Origin of the sequence: Citrobacter sp. FDAARGOS_156 (assembly GCF_001559235.2) — a bacterium.
In the GTDB taxonomy this organism is placed as follows: Bacteria; Pseudomonadota; Gammaproteobacteria; order Enterobacterales; family Enterobacteriaceae; genus Citrobacter; species Citrobacter youngae.
Genome location: NZ_CP014030.2, coordinates 2701911 through 2714189, shown reverse-complemented (window position 1 = coordinate 2714189; position 12279 = coordinate 2701911). Strand labels below are relative to the sequence as shown.

General features: G+C 50.1%; 12 protein-coding genes. 7 read left to right on the top strand and 5 right to left on the bottom strand.

Annotated features, from left to right (window positions below):
- Positions 1-11: 11 nt before the first annotated feature.
- The 3 genes from AL515_RS13235 to AL515_RS13225 all read right to left on the bottom strand — a co-directional run bounded on the left by AL515_RS13235 (position 12) and on the right by AL515_RS13225 (position 2690).
- Entirely contained in the window at positions 12-734 is a 723-nt protein-coding gene (locus AL515_RS13235) for a fimbria/pilus periplasmic chaperone (protein WP_048211581.1), read from the bottom strand.
- Positions 735-820: 86 nt separating this feature from the next.
- Entirely contained in the window at positions 821-1378 is a 558-nt protein-coding gene (locus AL515_RS13230; RefSeq protein WP_061067955.1) for a fimbrial protein, read from the bottom strand.
- Positions 1379-1766: 388 nt separating this feature from the next.
- Entirely contained in the window at positions 1767-2690 is a 924-nt protein-coding gene (locus tag AL515_RS13225) for a LysR substrate-binding domain-containing protein (protein WP_048211583.1), read from the bottom strand.
- A 230-nt stretch (positions 2691-2920) separates the two neighbouring features.
- On the opposite strand from AL515_RS13225, the gene AL515_RS13220 reads away from it, so the two are divergent.
- The 4 genes from AL515_RS13220 (at position 2921) to AL515_RS13200 (ending at position 7529) form a co-directional block, all read left to right on the top strand.
- On the top strand, positions 2921-3823 hold the full coding sequence (locus tag AL515_RS13220; protein WP_061067954.1) for a manganese-dependent inorganic pyrophosphatase: 903 nt from the start codon (positions 2921-2923) through the stop codon (positions 3821-3823).
- Positions 3824-3946: 123 nt separating this feature from the next.
- Positions 3947-5290 (top strand): 2-oxoadipate dioxygenase/decarboxylase HglS, encoded by a 1344-nt coding sequence (gene hglS / locus AL515_RS13215; RefSeq protein ID WP_061067953.1) that lies wholly within the window; start codon positions 3947-3949, stop codon positions 5288-5290.
- 193 nt (positions 5291-5483) lie between these two features.
- Positions 5484-7139: a glucan biosynthesis protein D gene (locus AL515_RS13210; protein WP_048211586.1), complete on the top strand. Its 1656-nt coding sequence runs from the start codon at positions 5484-5486 to the stop codon at positions 7137-7139.
- Between the two features lie 165 nt (positions 7140-7304).
- Complete coding sequence (locus AL515_RS13200; RefSeq protein ID WP_003020276.1) at positions 7305-7529, top strand: YdcH family protein; 225 nt, start codon at positions 7305-7307, stop codon at positions 7527-7529.
- 66 nt (positions 7530-7595) lie between these two features.
- Here the strand turns inward: AL515_RS13200 and alr are convergent, their stop codons facing one another.
- Positions 7596-8822, bottom strand: a complete 1227-nt coding sequence (gene alr, locus AL515_RS13195; protein ID WP_061067952.1) for an alanine racemase — start codon at positions 8820-8822, stop codon at positions 7596-7598.
- A gap of 219 nt (positions 8823-9041) precedes the next feature.
- Here alr and rimL point away from each other — a divergent pair, with 219 nt between their 5' ends.
- Positions 9042-9587 (top strand): 50S ribosomal protein L7/L12-serine acetyltransferase, encoded by a 546-nt coding sequence (gene rimL / locus AL515_RS13190; RefSeq protein WP_061067951.1) that lies wholly within the window; start codon positions 9042-9044, stop codon positions 9585-9587.
- Here rimL and ydcK read toward each other — a convergent pair.
- Positions 9579-10559, bottom strand: a complete 981-nt coding sequence (gene ydcK, locus AL515_RS13185; protein ID WP_061067950.1) for a YdcK family protein — start codon at positions 10557-10559, stop codon at positions 9579-9581. The two genes, rimL and ydcK, sit on opposite strands and share 9 nt — an antisense overlap.
- Positions 10560-10672: 113 nt before the next feature.
- On the opposite strand from ydcK, the gene tehA reads away from it, so the two are divergent.
- Entirely contained in the window at positions 10673-11674 is a 1002-nt protein-coding gene (gene tehA, locus AL515_RS13180) for a dicarboxylate transporter/tellurite-resistance protein TehA (protein WP_061067949.1), read from the top strand.
- Positions 11674-12270: a tellurite resistance methyltransferase TehB gene (tehB, locus tag AL515_RS13175; protein ID WP_061067948.1), complete on the top strand. Its 597-nt coding sequence runs from the start codon at positions 11674-11676 to the stop codon at positions 12268-12270. The genes tehA and tehB overlap by 1 nt, the downstream gene beginning before the upstream one ends.
- The last annotated feature ends 9 nt before the right edge of the window (positions 12271-12279 follow it).

The following is a 12279-nucleotide window of genomic DNA, read 5'->3' as shown; positions in this document are numbered from 1 at the left end:
GCACGTGTTCTTTATTTATCCGTTACGTCAACGTTAGCCCCGTAATCATTGACGGCTGTCCATGAAACGGATTCTAGCCGAGGAGTGGTGAGCGTTTTCACTTCATAGCTGGCGCTGGAAAAAGGGGCGACCATGTCGGGCTCAATTTTGTATTTTTTCCCTCCGGAAGTGATGTTAGCGCCAACAAGCGAAACAAAATAAGGAGAGTCATTTTTCGCCGTCGCCCAAACTTGTTTACCTTGGTTAGCAAGGCTCCATTTCAGATGTTGGATTGCGTCATCCGCCGAACCTGGAAGGGATGCCGGGCGATAAAATACTTTGATGCGGGTTTTCAGCGCGATCTGCAGTTGATTCGATTTGGCGGCATCTTTATTTTTGCCGGGGATTTCAAGTGCATTAAACCAATACACGCTTTCACGATCGGTAGGTAACGGTTGACCGTCCCAGTTTAAGCGTACGGTCAATCCCTGTTTAGGATCGACCCGACTTACCGGGGGGGAGGCGATAAAAGGAACGTTTAAGGTTTGCGGATCAACATCTTCATGACCATCGTCTAACCAGGACTGGACTAATAAAGGTTGTTGCCCCTGATTCACCATTTTAATGAGCGCCTCTTTCGCGTCGGAAGGGTAAATGACACGGGTAGCGTTAATCACTATGCTGGCGACTGACGAATAGCTAAAAGAGATAGTGGTAGAAAGTATAATTATTCTGAATGTATTTTGTAGATTCATATCATTTATATCTTGGTTAAATAGCTGCAACCTTGAATTAAAAATTGCAGCAGAGTTATTAACTATTCTTGACCTTACACAGCTTGTTAGGGGTAGGTTGTTACAAAGGTGGTATTCGCTTTCACTACACCAACGGTCGGCGTGCCAGAACCTGAATAGATATAACCGACGGTGTAATTAAATTCTGCACCGTTGGTGGTATCGTAAGTGGCTTCAGATTGCGGTGTGGCTGATGTAAAATCGATAATAGTACTGGTTGCGGTATCTTCTACCTGGAAACCCGCATCTTTATCTCCTGTCGCAGCGTTTAACAATGCTTTGCTGGTGCTGTTGTAATTACCGGTTGTTGAAAATTGGCCTTTTACTTTACCGCCTGCTGGTTCAGTGGCGCAGTTCTTAACGGTGATCTGAAATTTGGTTTTCATCGCAGGACTGCTGACAGCCGCTTGCATCGCAGAAACGGTGATGTCTGGCAGTTTGACTTCTTTGGAAGCAGAAATACCATCAATACTGACATCACAGGTTGATGATGTAATGTTTCCTGCAAAGTCAATGTTTGCAGAGTCAGAACCAGCCGCCTGGGCCTGAAAAGCAGCCCCTGCGATCAGAAGCGCTGCTGCACTTATACAATTAACAAATTTCATGTTATTTTCCTTAATAACAAATTAAATAGCGAAGACATTATATATCCCGAGATTCTGACTGGATAGCAGGTGAAGTTGTAGTTGGTTTTTTTTAAGATTTAGATTAGGGGCAATAGCTAATTATTTAATGTAATATAGTATTAACTTAATTAGATTGATTTTTTATTCTTCATTGAATTCTAAAAGAAAATTTATAGATGTAAGTTTGTGTAGAGAATTTCATCCGCCATTATTCGACAGAAATATCATCAATAATAAGTATTGCTTAATTTGCTTGTAAGTAAAAATACGCTTTTTAGCTGTGTTTTATGACGGTTTTACCGTCCATATATTGAACATTTACATGGGGTGGGCCTGCCGGTAATAACAGACCCAATCATCAATACGATTAAACAGGTACGGTTTTGCGTATTGCGGCGATAAGGATCTGGGCGGCCTGAGAGAGTTGCACATCGACACGAGTAAGAATACCGATGGGTTCACCCGCACCGTGGGTGGGAATTGGCAATGACACCAGCGTTGCCTGGCGCAGATCTTCTCTAACCGCGCCTGAAGGGACAAACCACACATAGTCGTAATCAACCGTCAGTTGACGGGAGAGCGATGCTGACAGCGTTTCAATACAACCCGGCGGCATTTTACAGCCCTGACTTTGCAACAATGCCTCAGCATGCTGGCGAGGGGCGGTTCCTTTCGGCGAAACCACCACTGGCCACTCAATCACCCGGCTCAGCGTGATGGTTTCCTGTAACAATGGATGGTTAGGACGCACGACCAGTTTGAGCGATTCCAGAAATAACAGTTCGTAGTTCAGACCGACCATCAATTCCGGATCGGCCATACGGCCAATACCGAGGTCGATCTCCCCGGATTTTAAACCGGCCAGTATCATGGGATTACTCATGGTGGCAACTTGCAGCGTAGTCTCCATTTGCTGCTTATGGAACGGACCGATTACCGCCGGAAGAATACCCAACGCAGCTGTTGGCAAGGCACCAATACGCACGACATCATTCTGAGATTCTTCACGATGATTTAATGCCTGCCCGGCAGTGTTGAGTGCATCAAGCACTCTTACCGCATGGGTAAGAAACTGCTCGCCGGGCAACGTTAATTGTGCACCAAGGCGACCGCGTTCAAAGAGTCGGGTTCCGGTCAGTTGCTCCAGTTCGTTCAGTGTTTTGGAGAGGGCTGGTTGACTCAGGTTAAGGGTTTCGGCCGCACGTCCCAACGTTCCCTGTTGGGCAACGGCGACAAAAGTATGAAGATGGCGCAAGCGAATGCGCTGATTGAACAGAACATTTTTTTCCATAAGCGATGTTAAAAACAGAGCCGTATTGGTGACAAGTGAAGTTGTTTGTTTTTGATAACTTGATAGCAAAATATTATTAACATTTAACGCGTTTTACTTACAACTGATTTATTTTGCTTATGTTTTGTACAGCATGACCGCGTAGTGGGATCATGGAAGGGAATGTAGCCAGTCGTTATACTCGGACAATTGTTCGCTTTTTCATCATCCATCATCACAAGGCACTGACCATGATCCATGTAATAGGGCACCTTAACCCCGATAGTGATGCCATTTGCACCGCGGCAATGACAGCTCGCTGGCTTACGTTACGCGGCCAGCAGGCGACGGCATGGCGTCTGGGCGAACCGAACCGCGAAACGCAATTTATCTTTGCGCATGCAGGACTGGACATGCCCGAACGACTCACGTTTCCGCTGACCGATCAGGATGTTTGGGTGGTAGATTTCACCGAACCGACACAGGGACCGGAATCGCTGTCTGAGAGCAATGTCGTTGGTATCATCGACCATCATCGACTCGGCGGATTAGTGACTCGTCTTCCTCCAGAGGTCTGGGTCAAACCTGTTGGCAGCAGTGCGACGTTGTTGTGGCAACTGATGGCGGATGACGAGCGCAGTCAGCTGTCGTCTGCGGAGGCTTTTTTGCTACTGGGGGCTATTTTAAGTGACACTGTCACACTTCGCTCGCCGACTACTACACCGGATGACAGCCAGGCGGTGGGGGCTCTGGCCCAAAAAACGGGTGTGGATCTGGACGCTTTTAGCCGTGATCTGTTGTCGGCCAAAACCAGCGTCGAAGACATGAGTGCCCGTGAGCTGCTGCATAAAGACATTAAAACGTTCACCATTCATGGGCATAAAGTCTGCGTGGCGCAACTCGAGCTGTATGCATTGCGCCAGGTTGACGGTATGCTGGACGATCTCCGCGAGGAGATGACCCGTTATGCTGAGGAAAATCAGGCTGCGCTGGTGGTACTGATGCTGACGGACATCAATCTTGGCGATACCAGCCTGTGGTTCGCTGGATCTGAGTTGTCAGAGTTACCGCAACCCTGCAAGGTCGAAGGCATGCTCAGTCGTAAAAAACAGATGTTGCCATGGCTGGAACGTCAGTTAAAACCGCGTCAGTAAGCTTCAGTTCACTGCCTTTGTGGGTGGGGGGAATTTATGCGGGATCACAGTTTGTAAATTCTTCCCACCGGACTCAGCAGCGTTTTCTACACTCCAGGTAATATTCACTGGAGGCATGACATTATGGCGAACACCATCACGGCTGATGAGATTCGGGAACAATTTTCGCAGGCAATGTCAGCAATGTACCAGCAGGAAGTCCCGCAGTATGGCACGTTGCTGGAACTTGTCGCTGATGTGAATCTGGCGGTACTGGAAAATAATCCGACGCTGCATGAAAAACTGGCCAATGCGGATGAACTGGCACGGCTCAATGTTGAACGCCATGGGGCAATTCGGGTCGGTACTGCGCAGGAGTTGTCTACACTGCGGCGGATGTTTGCCATTATGGGGATGTATCCGGTTAGCTATTACGATCTCTCCCAGGCCGGCGTCCCCGTCCATTCCACGGCGTTTCGTCCTATCGACGATGCTTCGCTTTCGCGCAACCCGTTCCGGGTATTTACCTCGTTATTACGCCTCGAATTAATCGAGAACACGGTGTTGCGCCAGCAGGCAGCGGAGATCCTCGCAAAGCGTGATATTTTCACGCGTCGTTGCCACGAACTGCTGGATGAGTTTGATGCACAGGGTAGTTTCACACCCGCACAAGCTCAGGAATTTGTGCATGAGGCACTGGAAACGTTCCGTTGGCATCAACACGCCACCGTAGATGAACAAACGTATCATGCCTTGCATAACGAGCATCGACTGATTGCCGATGTGGTGTGCTTCCCTGGTTGTCATATCAACCATCTGACGCCGCGTACATTGGATATCGATCGGGTGCAGTCGATGATGCCGGAGTGCGGTATTGCACCGAAAATTCTCATTGAAGGCCCACCACGGCGCGAGGTGCCTATCTTGCTGCGCCAGACCAGCTTTAAGGCGCTGGAAGAACCGGTGTTGTTTGCCGGCGAAATGCGTGGGACTCACACAGCACGTTTTGGCGAAATCGAGCAACGTGGTGTGGCGCTGACGCCAAAGGGCCGGGCGTTGTACGACGAACTGTTGAGTAAAGCGGGGACGGGGAAAGATAACCTGACGCACCAGTTGCATCTTCAGGACGTGTTTAAAGCGTTCCCGGACAGCGAGTTTCTGTTGCGCCAGCAAGGGCTTGCCTGGTTCCGTTATCGCCTGACGCCGTCGGGCGAGGCGCATCGGCAGGCTATCCGTCCGGATGACGACCCGCAGCCGCTCATTGAGCGAGGGTGGCTGGTTGCGCAACCCATCACCTACGAGGATTTTTTGCCCGTGAGCGCCGCAGGGATTTTCCAGTCTAATCTGGGTAATGAAACGCAGGCGCGCAGCCACGGTAATTCCAGCCGCGATGCCTTTGAACAGGCGCTGGGCTGCGCAGTATATGATGAGTTTGCGTTGTATCAGGAGGCAGAAGAACGTAGTAAACGGCGGTGTGGTTTACTTTAACTGAATTTACACGGGATTCGGCCTGTTCTTATCGACATAAAATATTTTCGATTTTGTACAGATAATCGTCGACCAACAATTGGATTATTAATGAATTTTGTCTAGAGTGAGCGGTCAGAAATGTGCACTCTCTTGCCGCAGATTTTGACCGGCGCGGGACCATTTACACGACCAGAAGGACTCACTTTCAGGCATGAATCGCAGACGATTTATTAAAGGTTCAATGGCAGTGGCCGCCGTGTGCGGAACCAGTGGTATTGCATCACTCTTTTCCCGCGCCGCCTATGCGGCAGAGTCTGACATTGCAGACGGAAAAACCGTACGTTTTGATTTTTCCGTTCTGCAATCGATGGCCCATGATTTAGCACAGAAACCCTGGGGCGGCGCGCCGCGCGCATTGCCGGATACGCTGGCTAAACTGACGCCGCAGGCTTACAACAGTATTCAGTACGACGCAGAACAGTCACTGTGGAACAACGTTGAAAATCGTCAACTTGACGCGCAGTTCTTCCATGTGGGAATGGGCTTCCGTCGCCGCGTACGCATGTACTCGGTTGATGACAGTACGCATATGGCGCGTGAGATCCACTTCCGCCCGGAGCTTTTCAAGTACAACGATGCCGGTGTGGATACCAAACAGCTGGAAGGGCAAACCGATCTCGGTTTCGCCGGTTTCCGCGTGTTCAAAGCGCCTGAACTGGCTCGTCGCGATGTCGTGTCTTTCCTCGGTGCCAGCTATTTTCGCGCCGTAGATGACACCTATCAGTACGGTTTGTCGGCGCGTGGTCTGGCGGTTGATACGTATACCGACAGCAAAGAAGAGTTCCCGGACTTCACCGCATTCTGGTTCGAAACGGTTAAACCGGGCGCCACTTCATTTACTGTTTATGCACTGCTCGATAGCCCAAGCGTGACCGGCGCGTTTAAGTTTGTGATCCACTGTGAGAAAACGCAGGTGATCATGGATGTACAGAATCATGTCTATGCACGTAAAGACATCAAGCAACTCGGTATTGCGCCGATGACCAGCATGTTCAGCTGTGGTAACAATGAACGCCGGATGTGTGACACCATTCACCCGCAAATTCATGACTCCGACCGTCTGGCGATGTGGCGGGGCAATGGCGAGTGGATCTGTCGTCCGCTGAATAACCCGCAAAAACTGCAGTTTAATGCCTATACCGATAACAACCCGCGCGGATTTGGCCTGCTGCAGTTGGATCGTGACTTCTCCCACTATCAGGACATTATGGGTTGGTACAACAAGCGCCCAAGCCTGTGGGTTGAGCCACGTAACCAGTGGGGCAAGGGAACCATTGGCTTAATGGAGATCCCGACGACCGGGGAAACGCTGGATAACGTCGTCTGCTTCTGGCAGCCGGAGAAGAAGATCAAAGCCGGCGATGAACTGGAATTCAAATATCGCCTGTACTGGAGCGCTCAGCCGCCAGTGCGCTCTCCGCTGGCTCGCGTGATGGCGACCCGTACAGGTATGGGCGGCTTCCCGGAAGGATGGGCGCCGGGCGAGCACTACCCGGAAAAATGGGCACGACGTTTTGCCGTTGATTTCGTTGGTGGAGATTTAAAAGCCGCCGCGCCGAAAGGTATTGAACCGGTAATTACGCTTTCGAGTGGTGAAGCGAAACAGATTGAGATCCTCTACGTTGAACCTATCGACGGCTACCGTATTCAGTTTGACTGGTATCCGACTTCTGACTCAACCGATCCGGTAGATATGCGTATGTTCCTGCGTTGTCAGGGCGACGCCATCAGTGAAACCTGGCTGTATCAGTACTTCCCGCCAGCGCCGGATAAACGTCAGTACGTTGACGACCGCGAAATGCGTTGATCCTCACCTTTATGGCTCTCCTGACGGGGAGCCATGTTCGTCATTTTCTTAAAAAATTCTGTACACTATTTACTCGATCCTGCTCGCATTTTTCCCTGACTCAAACCGATAAGCTGAAGGTGTGTATTTCTTATACACACTCTTTACCACTAACAGGGAGAAAGTATGTTTCCAGAATACAGAGACCTTATTTCCCGACTGAAATCCGAGAATCCTCGTTTTCTGTCCTTATTCGAAAAACACAACAGCCTTGATCATGAGATTTCCAGACTGGAAGGTTCGGATGGTCGGGGATACAGTTTGGACATTGTTCGTCTTAAGAAACAGAAACTTCACCTGAAGGAAGATTTGCTCAAAATTTTGCAAAGAGAGAGTGTCAGTGAGAGCTAAATAGTACTGTGCTCACTGTGTAAAAGGGCTTCCAGCGAGAAAAGGAAGCCCTTCCTGTTTTAGGTGTTAATCGACCATTACGCGTTTGTTTGTCGCCCCCCAGAGGATCGACATTTCAGTGAACAGCGCGCCGCTAATTTCTTCGACTTCTTCTGCGCTCACCTGCGCATTTCCCTGTTTACCGAATAACACCACTTCATCGCCGGAGGCAACCTGCGGTAGATCGGTCACATCAACAATCACGGTATTCATGGATGTTTTACCCAGTACAGGAACCCGCTGGCCGTGGATCAATACGTGCCCCACGTTACTGAACACGCGACGATAGCCATCAGCATAACCCGTCGGAATATTGGCAAGAACGGAATTACGTTTAAGGGTATAGGTTCTGTCATAGCCGACGGTATTTCCTTTGGGGTAATGGTTTACCGACGCGATTGCGGATTTAAACGTCATGACGCGTTTGTATTCGGTGCTGGCAATGGTATCGCCATAAAAAATACCGCCAACACGCACCATGTCGAGCCAGGATTCAGGAACGGTCAGGGTGGCGAACGTATTCGCGACATGCAGGGTGACATCTTCGCGCTTAAGCCCGGTAATTTTGAGTACCTGGGCCGATTGCGTATTGAAACGGGCCAGATCGCGTTTAACCACCGCCGCATCTTCTTCCGGGAAATGTGACATGATGCCAACAATTTTCAGACCGGGTAACGTGGAAATGGCGCGGGCCTCTTCCAGACCTGCCGCGGTGCTGACTTCCAGACCGTTTCGTGACATACCGCCAGAGTTCAGGGCCAGATGAATACGAATCGTTTTCCCTTTCTCCTGGGCAATTGCACTCAGACGTTTAGCCATATCCAGATTGCCAATCAGCTCTTCGGTATCAAAATCCGCCGCCTGGCGCATCTCTTTTTCCGTCGCGTTGCGAACGCGCATCAGCTGCGATGTATAGCCTGACTGACGAACAATGCTAATCTCCTCGTTGCTGGCGATGCCAATACACTGCACACCGTTTTGCATCATCACCGGCGTAACCAGTGAGAGATCGTGGCCATACGCATCGCCTTTAAGAATGGCGCACATCCGGGTTTTGTCTCCCAGCAGCTGCTGAACCTTATGAATGTTATATTCCAGCGCGCTACGGGAAATTTCCAGCGTGGTATTATCTACAACCGGTTGTTTGTTAACGGCAAAGGGGACAGAACCCGCTTGCGTGGTGGGGATGGGTTGGTGACAGGCGGTAATCAGTAAAAGCGGAATAAGTGCTAAACGACCCAAAGGTGCTGCCATGCTTGCTCCTTAGCAATAGAATGAAAGTGTTGTTGTCATCATTACGGCCTATCCAGGCATGGGATAACCGGACATCCAGAGTAACGGCTTCCACGCCAGAGATTGTTTCTAAGTTATTGCTGTTACAGCATAAAAATATGACATCCACGGCGCTAAGCAGATTAATATCGGCTACTGCCAGTCAGAAATCCCCCGTTTACAATCGCCAAGGAGATAAACATGCCAGAAATTATTACCGTCAGTGACACGCTGGAACTGCGGGCAGTAGAAGAACAACACGTCACGCCTTTGCATCGACTGGTGCTCAAAAATAAAGTGTGGCTCCAGCGGTCGCTGAACTGGCCGCAGCTTGTCGAATCTGAGGACGATACGCGTAAGAATGTGCAGGGGAATATGATGTTGCACCAGCGTGGCTACGCCAAAATGTTCCTTATCTTCAAACAAGGTGAAGTGGTTGGCGTTATTTCATTTAACCAAATAGAACCGCTGAATAAAGCGGCTTACATTGGCTACTGGTTGGATGAAGTTCATCAGGGACAGGGTATTATGTCCCGGTCGCTACAGGCACTGATTCATCATTATGCTCAGCGTGGCGAGATCCGTCGGTTCATTATTAAATGCCGCGTCGATAACCTGGAAAGTAACCAGGTGGCGCTGCGCAACGGTTTTCAGCTGGAAGGGTGTTTAAAGCAGGCAGAGTTTCTCAATGATGGTTATCATGATGTGAATCTCTATGCCCGTATCATTGATAGCGTTTCAGAATAAACCGGCGAGGGGGGTGCGCGTAATACGCTGTTCGCCGTTGATCACTTTTGGCCCGCGCAGATGGATTGCATCACCATCAAAGGCTTCAACGTGGGCCTGACCGGTTATCTCAATATGATGCTCGATCAGCACTTCACCCAGAATACAGGCGTGGCCTTCAATCAGGATGTGTCCATCCAGCAAGAGTGGCCCGCCGCGTAATTTTGCATGCCCCCCGACCAGCACATGGTGTTTCAGGATACAGTTACCTTCAATCACCGCATGCTCAGCCACCTGGGAGCTATAGCGCAGGGTCGGTATCGCATCTTCATCGGTACCAGCGATGATGCGGGCGTTGCCGTATACCTTCGCACAATCGCAGATCCAAACGTTATTTTCCTCATTACCCTCGATGCGGGCACAATCAAAAACCTCGGCGCGATGTTCAATAAAAGCGTAGTCAATGGTTGCATCGCCATAGATCTGCACCTGATGCACAATGCGTGAATGGTTTACGGTTGCGCGATCATATATTTGTAGGGGCTGGTCACTTTCACGGGTTAACCCTTTGGCGGCGATGACTTCGGAGCCTCCCAAAACACGTGCATCGCCCGACAAAAAACATTCGCCACGTACAACAGAATTTTGAATGGTGACGTTGTCACGTATTTGCGCGCCATGGCTAATTTCAGCCCGATCTATCCATACGGCACCGCCAATCTGTGCGCCATCTCTGACCACGCTGGCCTGCGTAATGCGGGCATTTCCAGAAATGGTTGCCCCCGCAAATGCCATCGCGTTCTCATCGTAAATCCAGCAATCACCGCACTGCGCCAGTACGGCTTCATTATCAATCCAGCCACCAGGCGTGCCGGCCGGAACATCATTAAAATCGATCAGTGCAATTATCTGGCGTAGTAATACGCTTCTTTTGTTGCCATTATCCTGATAACTGAAGGAGCGAGGTTCGTCGCTCAGACGGTATTTGGTCATAGCTCATTTCCGTGTTGCGCACCTTAGTTAAACGTAGCAAAGTTTTCCGTACTGGCTAAATCGCCATAATTTCCATAAAATGCATTTCAAATATACTTTAAAAAATAAACAAAATGAGTAATAACAAGCATAGTGATCGGGTCCTTAATCTTCCGGCCGGTTATTTTGGCATGGTACTGGGCATCATCGGGATGGGATTTGCGTGGCGATATGCCAGTCAGGTGTGGCCTGTGAGCCACTGGATAGGCGATGGGTTAGTCATCCTGGCCATGGTCATTTGGGGGCTGCTGACGCTGGCCTTTTTTAGTCGTTTACTGCGTTTTCCGCATAGCGTTTTGGCGGAGATTCGTCATCCAGTGATGAGTAGCTTTGTCAGTCTGTTTCCGGCCACAACCATGCTGGTCGCGATTGGTTTTGTCCCGTGGTATCGACCGCTGGCGCTTGGCTTGTTCAGCATTGGGGTCGTTATCCAACTGGCGTACGCGGCCTGGCAAACGGCAGGATTATGGCGCGGAGATCACCCAGAAGAAGCCACCACACCGGGGCTGTATTTGCCGACTGTCGCCAATAACTTTATTAGCGCAATGGCCTGTGGTGCGCTGGGTTTCAACGACGCAGGACTGGTGTTTTTGGGCGCAGGGGTATTTTCCTGGCTCAGCCTCGAGCCGGTTATTCTGCAGCGTTTACGCAGTTGCGGCGAGCTGCCAACGGCATTACGTACCTCGCTTGGCATTCAGCTGGCGCCTGCGCTGGTCGCCTGCAGCGCCTGGCTTAGCGTCAACGGCGGCGAGGGCGATACGTTGGCCAAAATGCTGTTTGGCTATGGTCTGCTGCAACTGCTGTTTATGCTACGCCTCATGCCGTGGTATCTGTCTCAGCCGTTTAATGCGTCTTTCTGGAGCTTCTCGTTCGGCGTGTCGGCCCTGGCGACAACGGGGCTGCATCTGGGACACGGCAGCGAATCGGGATTTTTTCATATGCTGTCGATCCCTCTGTTTATTTTTACCAATGTTATCATTGCATTATTACTGGTACGTACGTTTGCATTGTTGATGCAGGGGAAACTGCTCATCCGCACGGAGCGTGCTGCATTACTGAAATCTGAGGATAAATAATGACCCTTTGCGACGAAAACTACTTTACTGAGAAATACGATCTAACCCGTACGCATTCCGATGTCGTTGAAGCGGCGAAAATTGTTAAGCCAGGCAAAACGTTAGACCTGGGCTGCGGTAACGGTCGAAACAGCCTGTACCTTGCGGCAAACGGCTATGATGTGACAGCATGGGATAAAAATCCCATGAGCATCGCTAATCTTGAGCGTATCAAAGCAGCCGAAGGGTTGACTAATCTGCAGGCAAGCGTCGCGGACCTTAATGCGTTGAGTTTTGATGGTGAATACGACTTTATCCTGTCTACCGTAGTGCTGATGTTCCTCGAAGCGAAAACCATTCCGGGGCTTATCGAAAATATGCAACGTTGCACGAAACAGGGTGGATATAACTTAATCGTTGCGGCGATGGATACCGATGATTTCCCGTGCACTGTTGGCTTCCCGTTCGCGTTTAAAGCGGGGGAATTACGCAACTATTACCGCGGATGGGAGCTGCTGAAATATAACGAAGACGTGGGGGAACTGCATCGTACAGACGAAAACGGCAATCGCATTAAACTGCGTTTTGCGACTATGCTGGCCCGCAAAATCGGCTGATGGCCCACG

Coding starts and splice junctions, on each gene's coding strand:
- AL515_RS13235 (WP_048211581.1), bottom strand. CDS start 734: ATGAATCTACAAAATACATTCAGAATAATTATACTTTCTACCACTATC.
- AL515_RS13230 (WP_061067955.1), bottom strand. CDS start 1,378: ATGAAATTTGTTAATTGTATAAGTGCAGCAGCGCTTCTGATCGCAGGG.
- AL515_RS13225 (WP_048211583.1), bottom strand. CDS start 2,690: ATGGAAAAAAATGTTCTGTTCAATCAGCGCATTCGCTTGCGCCATCTT.
- AL515_RS13220 (WP_061067954.1), top strand. CDS start 2,921: ATGATCCATGTAATAGGGCACCTTAACCCCGATAGTGATGCCATTTGC.
- hglS (WP_061067953.1), top strand. CDS start 3,947: ATGGCGAACACCATCACGGCTGATGAGATTCGGGAACAATTTTCGCAG.
- AL515_RS13210 (WP_048211586.1), top strand. CDS start 5,484: ATGAATCGCAGACGATTTATTAAAGGTTCAATGGCAGTGGCCGCCGTG.
- AL515_RS13200 (WP_003020276.1), top strand. CDS start 7,305: ATGTTTCCAGAATACAGAGACCTTATTTCCCGACTGAAATCCGAGAAT.
- alr (WP_061067952.1), bottom strand. CDS start 8,822: ATGGCAGCACCTTTGGGTCGTTTAGCACTTATTCCGCTTTTACTGATT.
- rimL (WP_061067951.1), top strand. CDS start 9,042: ATGCCAGAAATTATTACCGTCAGTGACACGCTGGAACTGCGGGCAGTA.
- ydcK (WP_061067950.1), bottom strand. CDS start 10,559: ATGACCAAATACCGTCTGAGCGACGAACCTCGCTCCTTCAGTTATCAG.
- tehA (WP_061067949.1), top strand. CDS start 10,673: ATGAGTAATAACAAGCATAGTGATCGGGTCCTTAATCTTCCGGCCGGT.
- tehB (WP_061067948.1), top strand. CDS start 11,674: ATGACCCTTTGCGACGAAAACTACTTTACTGAGAAATACGATCTAACC.